Here is a 19,530-nt window from a genome sequence, read left to right as displayed (position 1 = left end):
CGGCGGCCGGGGCGGCAGCCGCGGCCGCTCGGGCGTCCCGCCGCGCCCCGTCCAGCCCCCGGCGCCCGAGCCGTCCGTGGCCTACGAGCCTCCGCAGGGCGCGCGCAGCGCCACCGGCTGGGGCGACGGGCACGTGGGGTCCGGCGCGGGGCGGTCCGGCATGGTCGGTGCCCCCGACCCGCGGGGCGGCCTCAGCGGTCCGCCCGCGGCGCGGCCTTCCGGGGCCCCCGCAGGCCAGGGCCGGCACGCCGGCGCACCCGCCGCGGCGGCGCCCGACGGGACCGTGCGGCTGGCTGGATCGCAGGTGCCCATCGGGCCCGGGCCGCGCGTCGCCGACGGCCGCGAGTCGCACGGCCGGACCGGCACCGGGCCCACCACCGGGTGGGTACGGCCCCCGGCGGGGGCGTCGGTCGCCGCCGTCCCGGGCCAGGCGAGTGCACCGGTGCCGGCGCCCGACGGCGCGACCGGCGCCCAGAGCGACCCGGGGCGCTGGCGCCCCTGGCGGTTCCGCATGTCCAACGACGTCTGGGGCACCCCCGTCGTCTCCGACGACCTGCTCTACGTCACCTCCTTCGAGGTGCACGCCCTCGATGTGGGCAGCGGCCGACGGCAGTTCAAGACCCGTGACGTGGCATGGGCGATGGCCGTCGCCGACGGGCGCATACACGCCTCCGACGGCCCGACGCTGTACGCGCTGGACGCCGGCGACGGCGCGGAGCGGTGGCGCCTGGCCACGGACGGCTGGGTCTACTCGCTCAAGGCCGACCGGGGAACGATCGTCACCGGCACGCGCGGCGGCGGCGTCCAGGCGTGGGAAGCCGCCAACGGCGAGCTGCTGTGGGAGATGAGCGGCGCCCAGACCGACTTCGAGACTCCCGACTGCGGTCCCGTCGTCCACGACGGCACGGTGTACGTCTGGGCCGACGCGCGACTGCGCGCGCTTGAGGCCCGTACGGGCGTGGAGCGCTGGTCCTACCCCGTGGGCGACGCGGCCTCCTGCGGGGGCGTGCCCGTGCGGCTGCTGTCCGCGCCGGACGGCATGGTCTACGTTGCGGCCGGGACGCGCGTGCTGGCCATCGACGTGGCGCGCGGGGACGTGCGCTGGCGCTTCGAGGCGCCGGCGGTCTTCCTGAGCCCGCCCGCGTTCGCCCCCGGTCCCGCCGTCACGGGCGGCGGCGTGTACATCGCCGACTATCTGGGCACGGTCTACGCCCTGGACGCGGCGACCGGCCGCGACCGCTGGCGCATAGCGACGGAGGCCCGCCAGTCCACGGAGCCGGTGCTCGTCGCGTCCGGCGCCGTGCACCTGGGCAGCGGTGGCGCGCTGTACACGCTGGACGCGGTCACGGGCACCCCCAAGTGGCGGTTCGCCGCGGGTGGCGACATCATCGGCGCGCCCGTCGTCGCCGACGGGCGGGTGCACTTCGGGTCCGCGGACCACTGCCTGTACACGGTGGACGCCGCCGGGGGCCAGCTGCGGTGGAAGCTCGCCACGGGCGGGGAGATCACGGGTTCGCCGGTGGCTGCCGCCGGCGTGGTGTACGCCTGCAGCAAGGACCGGTGCGTGTACGCGCTGGACGCCGCGAAGGGGACCGGGCAGTCACGGCGCTGACCCGCGGACCGGTGTGCGGCACCGGTCCGCGCCCTCACCGCAGCCGGTAGTCGTTCGTGCGTGATGCGAAGCGCGCCTGCTGGTCCGCCGCGGAGAGGTTGCCCAGGGAGATCAGGTGGGGGGCCAGAGCCGTGGCGTGTGCGGCGGCGGCCTCCCGGGCCGCCCACAGGGCGCGGACGGTGCCCTGGACCGGTGCGGTGGGATACGAGGCGATGACGGTGGCGGCCCGCAGGGCCGCGGACGTGGCCCCGCCGGGCGGGGTCAGCTCCGACACCAGCCCGATCTCGTACGCCCGGCGCGCCGAGAGGCGCTCCGCCGTACCCATCAGGGCCATCCGGGCGGCCTCGCCGTGCGGCATGCGCTGGGCCATGTGCACGGACTCGTACGCGCTGACCATGCCGTAGGACGTGTGCGGGTCGAAGAAGGACGCGTTCTCGGACGCGACGACGAACTCCGCCTCGCCGAGGAGGTAGAACGCCCCGCCGCAGGCCATGCCCCCGACCGCGGCGATGACGGGCTTCCACAGGTCGGCGGCCTTGGGGCCGATGGTGCGCAGGGGATCGTCCATCGAGTACGGCGAGCACGGCTGAGGGACGTCGGCGGTGCGGTCGATGCCCGTGCAGAAGGCGCGATCGCCGGCGCCGGTGAGCACCACGGCCCGCACGGAGTCGTCCCGGCGGAACTCCCGCCAGGCGTCTTCCAGTTGCCTGGCGGTGGCGAGGTCGATGGCGTTGTGCCGCTCGGGGCGGTCGAGGGTGACGAGGGCGACGCCGTCCGGGCGCCGTTCCGTGCGCAGCGTCATGGGCGCTCCAGCAGCCAGCGGGGGACGGTGACGCCGGGGGCGATCTCCGTGAAGGCGACCTCGACGGGCGCGCCGATCCGCAGGCCGGCCGGATCGGCGGAGCCGAGCGGGGCGTCGGGGTGGGCGACGAGATTGCCCACGAGGCGGATGCCCCGGGCGTCCGCGAGCTCGACGACGATGACGTTGTACGGGGCCAGATCTGCGTAGCCGGGCAGGAGAGGCGGGTGAGGCAGGACGTACGACCAGATGCGGCCACGCCCGGACATCCGGCGCCACTCGGCGGCGAACGACCGGCAGTGCGGGCAGCAGGGCCGGGGCGGGAAACGGAGCCTGCGGCAGCCTGTGCAGCCCTGAACGCGCAGCTCACCGCGGGCGGCGAAGTCCCAGAAGGGCTGCCCGTCCTCGTCCGGCACGGGCAGCAGCAGGCCGTTGTCAGTGGTGCCCTTCATCATGGAGGACATGAGCACTCAACTCCTCAGCAGCAGTGCTGAAGTGGGGACGCCCTCGCCTGCCGTGACCAGGCACGTCGAGGCGCCGGGCACCTGCGCGGTGGAGGTGCCGCGGAGTTGCCGGACACCCTCGTTGATGAGGTTGAAGCCATGGACGTAAGCCTCGCTGAGACCGCCGCCGGCGGTGTTGACCGGAAGCCGGCCGCCGAGTTCGAGGGCGCCGCCCTCGGAGAAGGCCGCGCCCTCGCCGCGGCCGCAGAAGCCATAGCCTTCGAGCGAGAGGGGGATGAGCGGGGTGAACGCGTCGTAGATCTGCGCGACGTCGACGTCCGCCGGGCCGAAGTCGGCCGCCTTCCACAGCTGCCGGGCGGCGGTCCAGGACGGGCCGGCCAGCGGGTCGTCCGCCCAGTAGTTGACCATGCCGTGGTGCTGGGGCGGCAGGCCCTGCGCGGCGGAGTGCACATAGACCGGGCGGTGCCGGCAGTCGCGGGCGCGGTCCGCGGCGACGATCACGCACGCCAGCGCACCGTCCGTCTCCAGGCAGTTGTCGAAGAGGCACAGCGGCTCACTGATCCAGCGGGAGGCCATGTAGCTCTCGCGGGTCAGCGGGCGCTCGTACATCATCGCGGCGGGGTTCTGGTTGGCGCGGTTGCGGCAGGCCAGGGCGACGTTGAAGAAGTGGTCGCGCGTCGCGCCGTACTCGTGCATGTAGCGGCGGGCGAGCATGGCGATCTCGTCGGCGGGGCGGAGCAGTCCATACGGACGGGTCCACTGCCCGGGGACGGGCAGCTGGGCCCGGGTGTCGCGCCAGGGGCGGGGGCCCGAGCCGCGCTTGCGTGAGCGCCATGCGACGCCGACGGTCGCCTGGCCGGTGGTGAGGGCGGCGGCGAGGTGGGCGACGGTCGCGCAGGAGCCGCCCCCGCCGTAGCCGACGCGGGAGAAGAAGGTCACGTCACCTGCGCCGATGGCCTTGGCGATCTCGACCTCGTCGGTGGTCTCCATGCTGTACGAGGCGAAGGCGTCCACGTGGGAGGGGGAGATGCCCGCGTCGTCCAGGGCGGCCAGGACGGCCTGGCAGGCCAAGGTCTTTTCGGATGCGGCGAGTTGGCGGGAGAAGGGGGTCTGGCCAATGCCGACGATCGCAGTGGTGTCCTTGAGTGTTGCCGTCATCGCCACCTCCGTGCTGTCGGTGCTGACAGCGCGGAAGGCTATCGCTAATCTGACGTGCCGTCAGCTAGCCCGCCGGGGGGCGGGCCGGCCCGGGGCGGAAGAGGGCATGCGATGCGCGGTGACCTGGAATTCGGCTCGATACCCGGTCTCGTCCGTACGGCTGCCGAGCGATACGCGGAGCGCGAGGCCGTGGTCGACGGCCGGGTCCGGATCACCTACCGGCAGTTGGGGGAGAAGATCGAGCGGGCCGCCGCCGCGTGCCTCGCCGCAGGGGTCGAGGCCGGCGACCGGGTCGCGGTCTGGGCGCCGAACACGCCGGACTGGATCGTCTCCGCCCTCGGCGCGGTCACGGCCGGTGCCGTGCTCGTCCCGGTCAACACCCGCTTCAAGGGGGCCGAGGCGGCCCAGGTGCTGGCGCGCACGCGGGCCCGGCTGCTCTTCGTCACCGGTACCTTCCTCGGCACTTCCTACGTGGCGGCGCTGCGCAGCGCCGCCGGGCGTGCCGTCCCCGGTGTGGGGCGGCCGGGGGGCGTGCCGGGGGCGGGGCCGCTGCCCGGGCTGCCGCATCTGCGGGACGTGGTCGTCCTGGCGGACGCCGCACCTGCCGATTTCCGCACGTGGAAGGAGTTCCTCGCCGCCGGGGACGCCGTGTCCGGCACCGCTGTACGGGCCCGGGCCGGGGCCGTCGTGCCCGGCTCGGCCTCGGACATCCTCTTCACCTCGGGCACCACGGGCGAGCCCAAGGGCGCCGTCATCACCCACGCCCAGACGCTCCGTGCGTTCGGGGTCTGGGGCGAACTGGCCGGACTGCAGGAAGGAGACCGCTATCTGATCGTGAACCCGTTCTTCCACACCTTCGGCTACAAGGCGGGGGTCATCGCCTCGGTGATGCGGGGCGCGACGATGGTTCCGCAGCCCGTCTTCACCCCGGAGTCCGTGCCGGCCCGCATAGCGGCCGAACGCATCTCGGTCCTGCCCGGACCGCCCACGCTCCTGCAGGCGCTCCTGGACCACCCGGCCCGGGCGACGTACGACCTCTCGTCGCTGCGGGTGGTCGTGACGGGGGCGGCGGTCGTGCCCCGGCTGCTGATCGACCGGCTGCGGGGCGAGCTGGCGATCCCCACCGTGCTGACCGCCTACGGCATGAGCGAGGCGACCGGAGTGGTCACGATGTGCCGGCGTGGTGACCCGGCGGAGGTCGTCGCGGGGACGTCGGGCCGGGCCGTCCCGGACACCGAGGTCCGGGTGGCCGGCCCCGGCGGGGCCGCGGCGGCGCCCGGTGAGGCCGGCGAGATCCTGGTGCGCGGGTACCAGGTGATGTCCGGCTACTTCGAGGACCCCGAGGCCACGGCGCAGGTGCTGGGGCCCGATGGGTGGCTGCGCACGGGTGACGTCGGCGTGCTGGACGCCGACGGCAATCTGCGGGTCACCGATCGCGTGAAGGACATGTTCATCGTGGGTGGCTTCAACGCTTATCCCGCCGAGATCGAACAGGTCCTCGCCCGGCATCCGGGCATCGCGGAGGTCGCCGTCGTCGGGGTGCCGGATGCGCGGCTCGGTGAGGTCGGCAAGGCGTTCGCCGTGCGGCGGACCGGGGGTGGGGGCGGGGCCGGCGCGGACGTCACGCCGGACGAGCTGATCGCCTGGGCGCGACGGGAGATGGCCAATTACAAGGTGCCGCGCGAAGTGGAGTTCGTGGCGGAACTGCCGCGCAACGCGTCGGGAAAGGTGCGCAAGGGGCAGCTGCGCGAGCGGGCCGCCCGCTCCGGCCGGTGCGGCGACGGCACGGGCTCGTCATAGCGCGGTACCGACGCGCTCCTCGTCGCGCGAGAGGGGCAGCGCGCCGCCGCCGTCGGGCCCACCCTCCGGCTCGTCGCCGCGCCCGTGCCCGGGCGCGCTGCCCCCTGGGCAGCGCCGCTCCGGCGGCGCTGCCGTCGGGCGAGGTCAGGTGAGGCGCAGGGTGTTGTCGATGGTGGTGCTGTGGTCGTCGGCACCGCCGTTGAGGCGGGCGAGGACGCCGGTGGAGTGGTCGTCGAATATCTTCCCGGCCACCGGCGGGGACTGCAGGGCGGTGGAGGTGGAGTGGTCGTCGGCAGCCGCCGGCACCGCGCCGATGATGGCCGCAGCCGTGGCGAGGCCGAGGATGACGAGTGCCTTCGAGCCGCGGGCCGAGCCGTGGTCCGTCATCGTGGGTTTCATCGCTGCTCCTCTGATCGGGGGTTGTGATGCGTGGGTCGTCAGTGGTGCTTTGTCGGCAAACGTACCGGTGCGCCGCGTTGGCGTACGGCGTTCGGCCGAAAACTTTCGGGCAGCCGCAGGGGCCGGCACCGACGGCTCCCCCTCCATGCCGTCGGCGCCGGCCCCTGGCGGTCCCCCCGCTATGGGCCTTCGGACTGTGTCCGCCCCCGGTGGTGCTGATCCCCCGTTGGACCGTGCCCTTCGTCCCTCCCCCTGAAGGGCCGTGTCCCTTGTGCATCGTGCTACCGACGGGCCCCCGTACGTTCCCCCGTTGAGCTACCCGTCGGTCTTCCCCGAGGTGGTTCCCCCGTGCCCCCGTTCACCCCGGAGAGGCAGTGCGGTCCGGGAGCTTCCGGCCGATGTCTGGCGGAAGCTCCCCTGCGCACGGACCAGGTCGGTCAGAACGGCTTCTCGGTCGTCACGTGGTCGTCCTTCATCACGAACGCCGGAACGTCGGTGACGTGGTCGTCCTTCATCGCGAGCGACGGCTCGCCCGTCACGTGGTCGTCCTGGGGGGTGACCGGACCGTCTCCCGCCTTGGCCGCACCGAGCGGGAGGTCGGTCACGTGGTCGTCCTGCGGCTTGGCAACGACGGGCGGCTTGAGCTTCGTGTCATCGCTCATGGTGTCAACTCCGATGATGGTCAGTGCGAGTCGTTCAGGCTGATGGGGTGATTGCAGAACCCGCCCGGCGATTCCCCCGAGGACCGCCGGACGGGCATAGGGCTGTTCACCCTAGAGGTGAGGCCTCACCTACGACCCGCCTGCCCCCCGACGCGACGGATCGACATCCCTTAGATTGGCGGGTCGCGATAAACGATCGATGAACGGGCACGTGACAGGGTTTTCCGGGCTCCGACGCGGCTCGTACGCGGCTCGTACGCCGCCCGTACGCGGGCCCGTACGCCGCCCTCCTGCGGGCCTTGCGCGGCCCCTTGCGTGGCCCGCGCAGGGCCCGCGCAAGGGCAGGGCAGGGCAGGGCAGCACGAAGCCCCGCCAAGGGATGTGCCGCCTCGTGCTCCCCGGCCCTACGCCGCCGCCACCGGGGCCAGCAGGCCGCGCACCTCGGCCGCCTCCGCCGCGCCCAGTTGGTCGAAGATGGCCAGCGCCTCCGTCCAGCAGGCGTGCGCGCGGCCCGACTGCCCGAACACGTCCAGGGAGCGGCCCAGGACGGTCAGGATGTTCGCGCGCCGCCATTCGCCGCCGATGCCGCGCAGTTGGGCCAGCGCCTGCTCGGCGTGGGCCGCAGCCTTGGCGGGCTCGTGCATGGCGAGGAAGAGCTCGGCCATGCGGAAGAGGGTCATGCCCTCCCACAGCCGCTGCCGGTTGTCCCGGAAGACCGGCAGGGCCTCGGCGAGCCGTGCCATGGCCTCCTCGTGGCGGCCGGCCTGGGTGAGGGCGACGCCGTAGGCGTACAGGGCGTTGGCGAGCCGCCAGGAGACGTTGGACTCGCGGTAGAGGGCGATCCCCTGCTCGGCGAGGTGCACGGCCGACTGGATCCGCCCGGTGGCCAGGTGGGCGCGGGAGAGATTGCACAGCGCGCTGGCCTCGCCAGGCTTGTTGCCGTCGGCGCGGAAGGCGGCGAGGGCCTGGCCGATGTACGCCTCGGCGTCCTCGTGGCGGTGCTGGTACATGGCGGTGATGCCGCGGTTGTTGGCGGCGTAGCAGCAGGGGATGGGGTCCTGGTGCGCGCGCCCGAGCAGGACGGCGTGCCGGGCCTGCTCGTCGGCCTGGTCGAACCGGCCCGCGCAGTTGTGCACGTGGGTCAGCACGGTCCGGGCACGGCCCTCCGCGCGGGCGTCGCCGGTCGCCCGGGCGGTGGCGAGCAACGCCACGGCGGCCTGCTCGTACTGGCGGGAGTAGGCGCCGGACTCGGCCAGGTCCTTGGCGGCCAGTAGCAGGTCCACGGCGCGCCGCAGTGTGCCGCCGGTGCCGCCGGCGTGCTGGCGCACGCACGCCAGCAGGCAGCCGGCCTCCGCGAACAGCCAGTCGCCGGCCGCCGTGCGGTCGGTGAAGGTCAGCCCCGGGTGGGTGGTCGGCGTCAGGTGGGCGAGGAGCTGGTCGCCGGGGCGCTCCAGGACGTACACGCCCGCTGTCGTCGCGAGGTAGAAGTCCAGCAGTCGCGACATGGCCGCGTCCCGCTCGGCGGGCGGCTGCTCGTCGCGCTCGGCGCACGAACGCGCGTAGAGGCGTACGAGGTCGTGGAAGCGGTACCGGCCCGGGGCGGCGGACTCCAGGAGCGAGGTGTCGACCAGCGACTCCAGCAGCTCCTCGGTGTCGTCGGTGCCCAGGTCGAGCAGGGCGGCCGCGGCGGCGAGCGAGATGTCGGGGCCGTCGGCGAGGCCGAGGAGGCGGAAGGCACGGGCCTGGCCGGGCTCCAGCTGGCCGTAGCCGAGCTCGAAGGTGGCCTTGACGGCCAGGTCGCCCGCGCGCAGTTCGTCCAGGCGGCGTCGTTCGTCGCCGAGCTTGCGGGCCAGCACCGAGACGGTCCAGGTGCGCCGGGCGGCCAGCCGGGAGGCGGCGATGCGGATGGCGAGCGGCAGGAAGCCGCAGGCGGCGACGACGTCCATGGCGGCGTCGCGCTCGGAGCCGACCCGCTCGGCGCCGACGATGCGGGTGAACAGGACGAGCGCCTCCTCGGGGCTCATCACGTCCAGGTCGACCAGGTGCGCTCCGGCGAGGTCGACCATGCGGGAGCGGCTGGTGACGAGGGCGGCGCAGCCCTCGTTGCCCGGGAGCAGCGGGCGGACCTGGGCGGCGTCGCGGGCGTTGTCCAGCAAAGCCAGGACGCGGCGGCCGTCGAGGGTGGAGCGGAAGAGGGCGGCGCGCTCCTCGGCCCCCTCCGGAATACCGGAATCCGGCACTCCGAGGGCCCTGAGGAAGGCGCCCAGCACGGCCTCCGGTTCGACGACCACGGGCCCGGTCCCCTGCAGGTCGACGTAGAGCTGGCCGTCGGGGAAGTGGTGCCGGGCCGCGTGCGCGACGTGCACGGCGAGCGTCGTCTTGCCCACGCCGCCGATGCCCGCCACCGCCGAGACGGCCATCACGCGGCCCTCGGCCGTCGCGAGCTGGTCGCTGAGCTCGTCGACGAAGGCGGCCCGGCCGGTGAAGTCGGAGACGGTCGCCGGCAGCTGTGCGGGCCGGATGAAGGTCGGGCCGGCGGCGGGCCGGTCGGAGGTGGAGAAGTGGACGTTGAGGTCGGCGTCGGCGTTGAGGATGCGCTGCTGGAGCTCGGAGAGCTCGGGGCAGGGGTCGACGCCCAGCTCGTCGGCGAGCAGCCGCCGGGTGTCGGCGTAGACGGCGAGGGCCTCGGCCTGGCGGCCGCTGCGGTAGAGGGCGACCATCAGCAGTTCGCGCAGCCGCTCGCGCAGTGGGTGGGCGGCGGTCAGCGCGGTGAGCTCGGAGACGGCCTCCGCGTGGCAGCCGACTTCGAGGTCGAGGTCGAGCCGGGTCTCCAGGAGCGTGAGCCGCCACTCCTCCAGGCGGGCGCGCTGGGTGTCGGCGTACGGGCCGGACAGGCCCGCCAGCGGTTCGCCGTCCCACAGTGCGAGCGCCTCGTTCATCAGGTCGCGGGCGCGGCAGCGGTCGCCCGCGCCGCGTGCCTTGTCGGCGTCGGCGGCCAGGCGCTCGGCGGTGTCGATGTCCAGGCCGCCGAGCCCCACCTGTATCGCGTAGCCGCCGGATTCGCTGACGAGCGCCTCGGCGGCGGGGCCGAACGCCTTGCGCAGCCGGCTGGCGTACGTGCGCAGGGCGGCGAGGGCCGCGTGCGGGGGCTCCTCGCCCCACAGGGCGTCGACGAGCTCGGGCGCGGTGGCGGTGCGTCCGCCGCGCAGCAGCAGGGCCGCGAGCAGGGCCCGCTGCTGGGGCGATCCGGTGTGGAGCGGTTCGTCTCCGCGCCAGGCGCGGACGGGCCCGAGCACGGTGAAGCGCAGCTGCTGCCCGTGCCCTGTGTCGCCGGCCATCGTGACCCCCTGCCTGTCCTGCTCGGTCGCACCGGCCAGTCTGCCTTGTTCAGGGCCTCTGCGTCAGCAGGGGTCCGGCCTCTCCGCACGGTCCGCCAAGGGGCGTCCGCTCATGTTGCTGACGAACCGTCAGGGCGGCGCTACCGTGTCGGCCATGGTGAGCTTCCCCAAGATCATCTCGGTGGACGACCACACGGTCGAGCCCTCCGACGTCTGGCGGAACCGGCTTCCGGCGAAATTCCGCGACGTCGGGCCCCGCATCGTCAGGGCTCCGGTCAAGGGCATGACCTTCGCCGGCGGGCGCTTCGCGCCCGTCATGGGCGCCCCCGGCGACGACGGACCGGTGGCGGACTGGTGGGTCTATGAGGATTTGTTCCGTCCCCTCACGCGGCTGGATACCGCCGTTGGATGCTCCAGGGATGAGATCCGGCTCGAAGGAATCACCTACGAACAGATGCGGCCGGGGTCGTACAGCGTCCCCGAGCGCCTGTCCGACATGGACCTCAACCACGTCCAGTCCGCGCTCTGCTTCCCCACGTTCCCGCGCTTTTGCGGTCAGACCTTCGCGGAGGCCGCGGACCGCGAGCTGGCCCTGCTGTGCGTGCGCGCGTACAACGACTGGATGGTCGAGGAGTGGTGCGGTCCGGCCGCGCACGGCCGGCTGATCCCGCTCGCGATCGTCCCGCTGTGGGACGCCCGCCTGGCCGCCGACGAGGTGCGGCGCAACGCCGCCCGGGGCGTGCGCGCCGTGTGCTTCTCCGAGATACCGCCCCACCTCGGCCTGCCGTCGGTGCACAGCGACGACTGGGACCCTTTCCTGCGTGCGTGCGAGGAGACCGGGACCGTCATCGCCATGCACATCGGCTCCTCCTCCCGGATGCCGTCCACCTCCGCGGACGCGCCGCCGGCCGTCGGTTCCGCGCTCACCTTCGCCAACTGCTGCTTCTCGCTGGCCGACTGGCTGATGTCGGGCACCTTCGACCGTTTCCCGGGCCTGCGCATCATGTACGCGGAGGGGCAGATCGGCTGGATTCCGTACCTCCTGGAGCGCGCGGACACGGTGTGGGAGGAGAACCGCGGCTGGGGCGGCGTCGCGGACAAGGTGCTCAGCCCGCCGTCCGAGCTGTTCTCCCGGCACGTGTACGGCTGCTTCTTCGACGACGCCTTCGGTCTGCGCAACCTCGACGCCATCGGTGCCCGCAACGTCCTCTACGAGACCGACTACCCACACTCCGACTCCACCTGGCCCAGGTCGCGCGAGGTGGCCGAGGAACAGATGGCCCACCTGGACCCCGTCACCGTCGAGCGCGTGGTGCGCGGCAACGCCATCGAGCTGCTCGGGCTCACCCCCGACGGGCTCTGGCCCGGTGTCTGACCCCGGCAGTCCGCCGCACGGCCTGCGGGTGCTGCCGGAGGGCAGGCTGTCGTACGGGCTGCAGCTGCCCGTGCAGGCGCAGTCCACGCTCTTCGCCGAGCCCTGGGAGGCCGCGGCGGGCCCCGCCGAGCTGCGCGAGACCGCCCGGGCCGCGGACCGCCTCGGCTTCGCCTACGTGGCCACCTGCGACCACGTGGCCGTGCCGCGACGGCTCGCGGCCGCCATGGGCACCGTCTGGTACGACCCGGTGGCCACCCTCGCCCACCTCGCCGCCGTCACCGAACGCGTCCTGCTGCTCAGCCACGTCGCCGTCGCCGCCCTGCGGCACCCGCTGCTCACGGCGAAGCAGTACGCGACGGTCGACCGGCTCGCGGGCGGCCGGCTGGTCCTCGGCGTGGGCGCGGGGCACGTACAGGAGGAGTTCGAGGCGCTGGGCGTCGACTTCGGGCGCCGCGGCGCGATCCTGGACGAGACGGTCGACGCCTTGAAGGAGGCCCTCGGGCCGGAGGAGTTCCCCGCCTTCCGGGGCGAGCGGTTCGCCTTCCACGACCTGGGCCAGGCCCCGCGCCCCGCCCGCACGCCCCGCCCGCCGCTGTGGGTGGGCGGCTCCTCGCCCGCCGCGTTGCGCCGGGCGGCGCAACGCGGCGACGGCTGGCTGTCCCAGGGCGATGCGCGCGACCGGCTGCCGGGGCGGATCGCGCACCTGCGGCGGCTGCGCGAGGAGGCCGGACGGACCGGCCCGTTCGCCGTGGGCGCCATCGCCGAGCCGTTGTACGTCGGCCGGCCCGGATGGGACCCGGGCCCGCGCATGCTGACCGGTGACGCGCAGGAGCTGGCCGCGTCGCTTCGCGCGTACGGGGAGATGGGAGCCGACCAGATCCAGGTGCGGTTCCGCAGCCGGGACGTCACCGAACTCCTCGACCAGATGGCGGCCTTCGCCGCCGATGTGGCACCGCACCTGCACCTCTAGACGGGCGGAGGGAAGCGCATGGGCAAGCTGGACGGCCGCGTCGTGCTCATCACGGGCGCGGCCCGCGGCCAGGGCGAACAGGAGGCACGGCTCTTCGCGGCCGAGGGCGCCCGGGTCGTCCTGGCCGACGTGCGGGACGACGCCGGGCGGGCACTCGCCGAGGAGATCGGCAGCGCTGCCCGCTACGTCCATCTGGACGTGGGCGAGGAAGCCGACTGGGCCGAGGCTCTCGCCTTCACCACGAGGACGTTCGGCAAACTCGACGGGCTCGTCAACAACGCCGGCATCGCCCCCCGCCGCGCCCTGGCGCAGACCTCGCTGGCCACGTACGAGGAAGCGGTGCGGATCAACCAGACCGGACCCTTCCTGGGGATGCGGGCGGCGGCGCCCGAGCTGGCGGCGGCCGGCGGCGGCACGATCGTCAACACCGCCTCCTACGCCGCACTGTCGGGCCTGCCCTCGCTCGTCGCCTACGCGGCGACGAAGGCCGCCGTCGTGGCCATGACCCGGGTCGTGGCGCTGGAACTGGCCGGTCAGGGCATCCGCGTCAACGCCCTGTGCCCGGGCGGCGTGGACACCCCCATGACCAATCCCGGCGGGAAGGTGGCCCGGGAGGAGATGGACGCGTACTTCGGGAAGCTCGTGCCCCTGGGACGGATCGGGCGGCCGGAGGAGATGGCGCGGGTGGCGCTGTTCCTGTCCTGCGACGACTCCTCGTACGTCACGGGGCAGCCGTTCGTCGTGGACGGCGGCTGGCTCGCGGGGACGCCACTGCCCCCGTAGGGCCGCCCGCGCGGCCGGGTCCGGCCCCCACCGCGCCCTTGACGGTCCAGGGGCCCGGTGCCAGAGTCGCCTCATCCTAATCTGACGCTACGTCAGAAAACTCGGAAGGCGGGCGGTGACCTCCGTGGAATTCGGGATCTTCGTACAGGGCTACGTACCGGCGAGCCGATCGCGCACCGACCCGCAGGCCGAGCACCACGCGCTGATGGAGGAGACCGAATACGTCATCCAGGCGGACCGGTCGGGCTTCAAGTACGCCTGGGCGTCCGAGCACCACTTCCTGCACGAGTACTCGCACCTGTCCGCCAACGACGTCTTCCTCGGCTACCTCGCCCACGCCACCGAACGCATCCACCTCGGCTCCGGCATCTTCAACCCGCTCCCGCAGGTCAACCATCCCGCCAAGGTCGCCGAGAAGGCCGCCATGCTCGACCACCTCTCCGGCGGCCGCTTCGAGTTCGGCACCGGCCGCGGCGCGGGCAGCCACGAGATCCTCGGCTTCCTGCCGGGCGTGACCGACATGAACGTCACGAAGGAGATCTGGGAGGAGACGATCGCCGAGTTCCCCAGAATGTGGCGCGAGGAGGAGTACGGCGGTTTCTCCGGCACGTACTGGTCGCTGCCGCCGCGCAGGATCCTGCCCAAGCCGTACGGGCCGTCCCACCCCGCCATGTGGTACGCCGCCGGGTCGCCCTCCTCGTACGCGATGGCGGCCGGCAAGGGGCTGGGCGTCCTCGGCTTCAGCGTGCAGAAGGTCTCCGACATGGAGTGGGTCGTCGACTCGTACAAGACGGCCATCGCGTCGGCCCGGGCGGTCGGCGACTTCGTCAACGACAACGTGATGGTCACCTCCACCGCCATCTGCGCCGAGACGCACCAGGAGGCCGTCGCCGTCGCGGCCCGCGGCGGCCTGCACTACCTGCAGTCGCTGCTCTTCCGCTACCACGACACCTTCCCGCGCCCCGACGGCATCCCCGAGTGGCCCGAGCTGCTGCCCGAGTACACGGAGGAGATCATCGAGCTGCTGATCGCGGAGGAGCTGATGATCTGCGGCGACCCCGACGAGGTCTTCCGGCAGTGCAAGCGCTGGGAGCAGGCCGGTGCCGACCAGCTGTCCTTCGGGCTGCCCATCGGGATCCCCTACGAGGACACCCTGCGCACCATCCGGCTCATCGGGGAGCACGTGATCCCGAAGATCGACACCGATCCGGTCCACCGCACCACGCGCTACCGCCAGGCCGCCGCCCGGGCCTGAGCCGGTGGCCCCTTTGCACCGGGGCGGCGCCTCCCGGGTCGCCGCCCCGGCCCCGCACGCCGTACGTCCCGTCTCCCGGACCGACGACTTCGCGACGGGTCCACCGAGTGGGGTGACGCGTCGCCGAGCGAGAGGACCCGACCGTGTTGGACCACCTCATCCGCCGCGCCACCGTCGTCGACGGCACCGGAACCCCGTCCTACGTCGCCGACGTCGGCATACGGGACGGGCGGATAGCGGTCGTCGACCGGGCCGTGTCCGGGGTCAAGGCGGGCGGCAGGGTCGGCGCCAGGGCCCGCACCGAGGAGGACGCGCGCGGGCTCGTCCTCGCCCCCGGCTTCGTCGACCCGCACACCCACTACGACGCGCAGCTCTTCTGGGACCCCTGCGCCACCCCGTCCCTGAGCCACGGCGTCACCACCGTCGTCGGCGGCAACTGCGGCTTCACCCTCGCCCCGCTCAACCCCGCGCAGCCGGCGGACGCCGACTACACGCGCCGGATGATGAGCAAGGTCGAAGGCATGTCGCTGGACGCCCTGGAAAAGGGTGCCCCCTGGAGCTGGTCGTCCTTCGGCGACTACCTCGACGCGCTCGACGGACGGACGGCCGTCAACGCGGGCTTCATGGTCGGACACTGCGCGCTGCGCCGCTACGCCATGGGCCCGGCCGCCATCGGCGGCACGCCCGACGAGAGCCAGCTGCGGCGGATGACGGCCCTCCTGCACGACGCCATGGACGCCGGCGCCTGGGGCCTGTCCACGACCCGGTCGACCACCCACTCCGACGGCGACGGCAACCCCGTCGCCTCCCGCCACGCCCCGCCCGGTGAACTCCTCGCCCTCGCGCGCGCGGTGGGCGAGCACGAGGGCACCCAGCTGGAGGCCATCGTGACCGGGTGCCTGGACCGGTTCACCGAGGAGGAGGCCGACCTCCTGGCGGCGCTCACCTCGGCCGCCGGGCGGCCGCTGAACTGGAACGTCCTCACCATCGAGTCCGCCGCCCCCGGACGCGTCCCGCACCAGCTCGCCGCGAGCGAGCGCGCCCGCGCGGCCGGCGGCCGGATCGTCGCCCTGACCATGCCGATCCTCACGCCCATGAACATGTCGCTGGGCACCTTCTGTGCACTCAACCTCCTGCCCGGGTGGGGCGAGGTCCTCGGGCTGCCGGTGCCGGAACGCATCGCCCTGCTGCGCGATGCGGCGGTACGGGAACGGATGCTGCGCGGCGCGGCGAGCCCTCAGGCGGCCGGTTTCCGCCGCCTGACCGACTTCGGCCGGTACGTCATCGGCGACACGTACACGCCGGAGAACGAGGGCCTGACCGGCCGCGTCGTCCGTGACGTCGCCGCCGAGCGGGGCACGGACCCCTTCGCGACGCTGGTCGACATCTGCGCCGCCGACGGCCTGCGCACGGTCCTGTGGCCCATGCCCACGGACAACGACCCCGCCAGCTGGGAGCTGCGCCGCCGGGCCTGGGACCACGAGGACGTCCTGCTCGGCGGCTCCGACGCGGGCGCCCACCTGGACCGCATGTGCGGGGCCCCCTACACGACGCGCTTCCTCGGCGACTGCCTGCGCGGACGGCGGCTGGTTTCGCTGGAGCGGGCCGTACGGATGCTGAGCGACGAGCCGGCGCGGCTGTTCGGGCTGCGCGGACGGGGCCGGATCGCCGAGGGCTGGTACGCCGACCTGGTGCTCTTCGACCCCGAGCGGATCGACGCGGGCGCGGCGGCCCTGGTGCACGACCTGCCGGGAGGCGGGGCGCGCCTGGATTCCCGGGCCGTGGGGGTGGTGAGCGTCCGCGTGAACGGGGTGGAGGCGATCCGCCACGACGTGGTCACGGGGGAGGTGCCGGGGCGGGTGCTGCGTTCGGGGCGGGACACGGAGACGGTGGCCACGGGAAAAATTTGAACCAGGACAAAAGGGGCGGGGCTGCGGTTCCCGCAGGGGCAGCAGAAGCGTTTCCTCCTTGGTGTTACCGGCCGTAACCTCGACGTTGGCTTTGTTTGCAAGGTCAAGTCCCCCTGTGGGTGGGAGGGTTCAAGGCGGTGGCCTCGGAAGGTAATCCTCCGGATGCGGAAACAGCAGCGCCTAACGTCCTCGCCATGGTTCAGGTACATCCGCGGCCACAGGCCGGAGACACGGTAATGAGCGTCGCGGGCAGCGACGCCGGAGAAGTGCGCACCAAGGGACTCAGCGGCAATTCCGTCGGCCTGCTGGGCAGCGCCGTCATCGGGATCTCCACCGTCGCGCCCGTCTACTGCCTGACCTCCACCCTCGGCCCGACGGTCGGCCAGGTCGGAGTGCAGATGCCCGCCGTCTTCCTCGCGGGCTTCCTCCCGATGTTGCTGGTGGCCTTCGCCTACCGCGAGCTGAACAGCGCCCTGCCCGACTGCGGCACGTCCTTCACCTGGACCGTGCGGGCCTTCGGGCCCCGGGTCGGCTGGATGTGCGGCTGGGGGCTGGTCATCGCGACCATCATCGTGCTCTCGAACCTCGCGGGCGTCGCGACCTCCTTCTTCTACCTGCTGCTGGGCGAACTCACCGGCAGCGACCGGATCGCAGCCCTCGACGACGACCGGGTGGTGCACGTCGCGACGTGCCTCGCCTTCATCGCCGTCGCGACGGCCGTCAGCTACCGCGGGATGACCGCCACCAAGGGCGTGCAGTATGCGCTGGTGGGGCTGCAGTTGGCCGTGCTGGCCGTCTTCGTCGCGATGGCCCTGTCCAAGGCGTCCACCGGTGGGCTCGCGGGCTCCATCGGCTTCTCGTGGACGTGGCTGAACCCCTTCGGCGTCGAGTCCTTCAGCGCTTTCACGGCGGGGCTCTCCCTGTCCATCTTCATGTACTGGGGCTGGGACGCCTGTCTGACGGTCAACGAGGAGACCGAGGGCAGCGCGAAGACCCCGGGGCGGGCGGCGCTGCTGGCCATGGTCGTGCTCGTCGGCTCGTACCTGCTGACCGCCGTCGCCGCCCAGATGTTCTCCGGCGTCGGCGACGAGGGCACCGGCCTGGGCAACCCCGACACCGCCGGCAACGTCTTCGCCGCGCTCGCCGGCCCCGTCATGGGCAAGGCCCTGGGCGTGCTGCTGTTCGTGGCGGTCCTCGCCTCCGCCGCCGCCAGCCTGCAGACCACGTTCCTGCCGGTGGCGCGGACGGTGCTGGCGATGAGCGCGTACCAGGCGCTGCCGCCGTCGTTCGCGCGCATCCACCCCCGCTTCAGGTCACCGGGCCGCGCCACGATCGCGGCCGGAGCGGCCACCGGCGTCTTCTACGCGGTCATGAGTTTCCTCAGCGAGAACGTGCTGATCGACACGGTCTACGCGCTGGGTCTGATGATCTGCTTCTACTACTCGATCACGGCGTTCGCGTGTGCGTGGTTCTTCCGCGCAGAGCTGCGCCGGTCGGTGCGGGACGCGTGTTTCAAGGGCGTCTTCCCGGTAACAGGAGGACTGCTGCTGGCCGCCGTCTTCTGCAAGACCCTCTACGACATGTGGGACCCGGAGTACGGCAGCGGCAGCGCGGTGTTCGGAGTCGGCTCCGTCTTCGTCATCGGCGTGGGCCTGCTGCTCGCCGGTGCGGTGCTCATGGAGCTGATGCGGCGACGCAGTCCGGCGTTCTTCCGGGGCGAGGTGCTCACCCGGTCGACGCCGGTGCTGGTGGCGGAGGACTGACCCGAACCGTTCAACGAGATCCTCCCTCACGTCACGTCAGATCGCCCGGCGTGCCTGTCGCGCCGGGGCGGTTATCGTCCGTCACTGGACTGACGGTTCGGACCGCGAGGATGTGACAGGTGAGCGAGAAAGATTTCCTGGCCCGGTGTTTCGAGGAGCACCGTCCCCATCTCCGTGCGGTCGCCTACCGCATGCTGGGTTCGCTCAGCGAGGCGGAGGACGCCGTCCAGGAGGCATGGCTGAAACTGAGCCGCTCGGACGTCTCCGAGGTGCAGAACCTGGGCGGCTGGCTGACCACCGTGGTGGGCCGGGTGTGCCTGGACATGCTGCGCTCGCGCACCACACGGCGCGAGGAGCCGTTGTACGACCAGGACGGGCAGGTCCAGCTGCCCGACCCCGTCGTCAGCAGCCCGCGCGGCATGGACCCCGAGCACGAGATACTCGTGGCCGACTCGGTCGGCATCGCCCTCATGGTCGTCCTGCAGACCCTCGCCCCCGCCGAGCGGCTCGCCTTCGTCCTGCACGACCTGTTCGCCGTCCCCTTCGACGAGATCGCGCCCGTCCTGGGCCGCACGCCCGCCTCCACCCGGCAGCTCGCCAGCCGCGCCCGCCGGCGCGTCCAGGGCGCCGCGCCCGCCCCCGACACGGACCTGGCCCACAGGCGGCAGGTCGTGGAGGCCTTCCTCACCGCCGCGCGCGGCGGTGATTTCGACGCGCTCCTCGCCGTTCTCGACCCCGAGATCGTGGCGCGCTCCGACGGCGGCGCCCTGCGCCCGAGCGTGTTCCGCCGCGGCGCCTCCGAGGTGGCCTCGCAGGCGATCGCCTTCGCCCGGTTCGCGGAGGCCGGGCACGCGGTCCTCGTCAACGGCTCGCCCGGTGTGCTCGCCCTCGCGGAGGGCCGTGCGGTGTCCCTCATGGCGTTCACGATCCAGGGTGGCCGGATCACGGCCCTCGACATCCTCACCGACCCCGAGCGCCTCGCCCGGATCGACCTGAGCGTCCTGGACGGCTGATGCGCCCGCGCGCGGCCCGGGCCTCGGGGAGGGAGGAGGTCCGGGCCGCCGCGTACCGCCGTCGTCGCGCCGTCCGTCCGGAGGTGTGCCATGCTGGCGTCGGCTGACTCTGCCGATGCGCGGCCCCGGGACGACCTCGGGCGCCTGCCCTGCGGCCCGGCACCGGCCCCCCCTTCCAGCAGCCTGCGGTGGCCCTTCCCCTCACCCTGCGGTGGCCGACCAGCACCCC

15 protein-coding genes are annotated in these 19,530 nt (G+C 73.2%); 9 read left to right on the top strand and 6 right to left on the bottom strand.

What is annotated here, in order from left to right; translation table 11 throughout:
- Positions 1 to 1,612 (top strand): PQQ-binding-like beta-propeller repeat protein (locus IE182_RS23775; RefSeq protein WP_190111942.1); only part of this gene is annotated, 1,612 nt, incomplete at its 5' end.
- A gap of 34 nt (positions 1,613 to 1,646) precedes the next feature.
- Here the strand turns inward: IE182_RS23775 and IE182_RS23770 are convergent.
- The 3 genes from IE182_RS23770 to IE182_RS23760 are packed head-to-tail and all read right to left on the bottom strand — an operon-like array spanning position 1,647 to position 4,033.
- Entirely contained in the window at positions 1,647 to 2,414 is a 768-nt protein-coding gene (locus IE182_RS23770) for an enoyl-CoA hydratase/isomerase family protein (RefSeq protein WP_190111941.1), read from the bottom strand.
- Positions 2,411 to 2,875, bottom strand: coding sequence for a Zn-ribbon domain-containing OB-fold protein (locus IE182_RS23765; RefSeq protein WP_190111940.1), 465 nt, complete (start codon positions 2,873 to 2,875; stop codon positions 2,411 to 2,413). Before IE182_RS23765 ends, IE182_RS23770 begins: the two co-directional genes overlap by 4 nt.
- Before the next feature lie 6 nt (positions 2,876 to 2,881).
- Entirely contained in the window at positions 2,882 to 4,033 is a 1,152-nt protein-coding gene (locus IE182_RS23760; protein ID WP_190111939.1) for a lipid-transfer protein, read from the bottom strand.
- A 111-nt stretch (positions 4,034 to 4,144) separates the two neighbouring features.
- Here IE182_RS23760 and IE182_RS23755 point away from each other — a divergent pair, with 111 nt between their 5' ends.
- Positions 4,145 to 5,833: a FadD3 family acyl-CoA ligase gene (locus IE182_RS23755; protein ID WP_190111938.1), complete on the top strand. Its 1,689-nt coding sequence runs from the start codon at positions 4,145 to 4,147 to the stop codon at positions 5,831 to 5,833.
- Positions 5,834 to 5,977: 144 nt separating this feature from the next.
- On the opposite strand, the gene IE182_RS23750 is transcribed toward IE182_RS23755, so the two are convergent.
- The 3 genes from IE182_RS23750 to afsR form a co-directional block, all read right to left on the bottom strand.
- A complete protein-coding gene (locus IE182_RS23750; protein ID WP_190111937.1) occupies positions 5,978 to 6,232 on the bottom strand; it encodes a hypothetical protein in 255 nt (84 codons plus the stop codon).
- A 437-nt stretch (positions 6,233 to 6,669) separates the two neighbouring features.
- Entirely contained in the window at positions 6,670 to 6,894 is a 225-nt protein-coding gene (locus tag IE182_RS23745; RefSeq protein WP_190111936.1) for a hypothetical protein, read from the bottom strand.
- 404 nt (positions 6,895 to 7,298) lie between these two features.
- A complete protein-coding gene (afsR, locus tag IE182_RS23740; RefSeq protein WP_190111935.1) occupies positions 7,299 to 10,232 on the bottom strand; it encodes an SARP-family global regulator AfsR in 2,934 nt (977 codons plus the stop codon).
- Between the two features lie 154 nt (positions 10,233 to 10,386).
- Here afsR and IE182_RS23735 point away from each other — a divergent pair, with 154 nt between their 5' ends.
- The 7 genes from IE182_RS23735 (at position 10,387) to IE182_RS23705 (ending at position 19,301) form a co-directional block, all read left to right on the top strand.
- Positions 10,387 to 11,607 (top strand): amidohydrolase family protein, encoded by a 1,221-nt coding sequence (locus tag IE182_RS23735; RefSeq protein ID WP_190111934.1) that lies wholly within the window; start codon positions 10,387 to 10,389, stop codon positions 11,605 to 11,607.
- 22 nt (positions 11,608 to 11,629) lie between these two features.
- Positions 11,630 to 12,577, top strand: a complete 948-nt coding sequence (locus IE182_RS23730; RefSeq protein WP_190111954.1) for a TIGR03619 family F420-dependent LLM class oxidoreductase — start codon at positions 11,630 to 11,632, stop codon at positions 12,575 to 12,577.
- Positions 12,578 to 12,595: 18 nt separating this feature from the next.
- A complete protein-coding gene (locus IE182_RS23725; protein ID WP_190111933.1) occupies positions 12,596 to 13,360 on the top strand; it encodes an SDR family NAD(P)-dependent oxidoreductase in 765 nt (254 codons plus the stop codon).
- Positions 13,361 to 13,484: 124 nt separating this feature from the next.
- A complete protein-coding gene (locus IE182_RS23720) occupies positions 13,485 to 14,615 on the top strand; it encodes an LLM class flavin-dependent oxidoreductase (protein WP_190111953.1) in 1,131 nt (376 codons plus the stop codon).
- Between the two features lie 143 nt (positions 14,616 to 14,758).
- Entirely contained in the window at positions 14,759 to 16,525 is a 1,767-nt protein-coding gene (locus tag IE182_RS23715) for an N-acyl-D-amino-acid deacylase family protein (protein WP_190111932.1), read from the top strand.
- A gap of 194 nt (positions 16,526 to 16,719) precedes the next feature.
- Positions 16,720 to 18,288, top strand: coding sequence for an APC family permease (locus IE182_RS23710; RefSeq protein WP_190111931.1), 1,569 nt, complete (start codon positions 16,720 to 16,722; stop codon positions 18,286 to 18,288).
- A gap of 119 nt (positions 18,289 to 18,407) precedes the next feature.
- On the top strand, positions 18,408 to 19,301 hold the full coding sequence (locus tag IE182_RS23705; protein WP_190111930.1) for a sigma-70 family RNA polymerase sigma factor: 894 nt from the start codon (positions 18,408 to 18,410) through the stop codon (positions 19,299 to 19,301).
- Positions 19,302 to 19,530 lie beyond the last annotated feature (229 nt).

The organism is Streptomyces cinnamoneus, from assembly GCF_014650495.1.
GTDB lineage: Bacteria > Actinomycetota > Actinomycetes > Streptomycetales > Streptomycetaceae > Streptomyces > Streptomyces cinnamoneus.
This window is presented reverse-complemented; position numbering and strand designations above follow the sequence as displayed.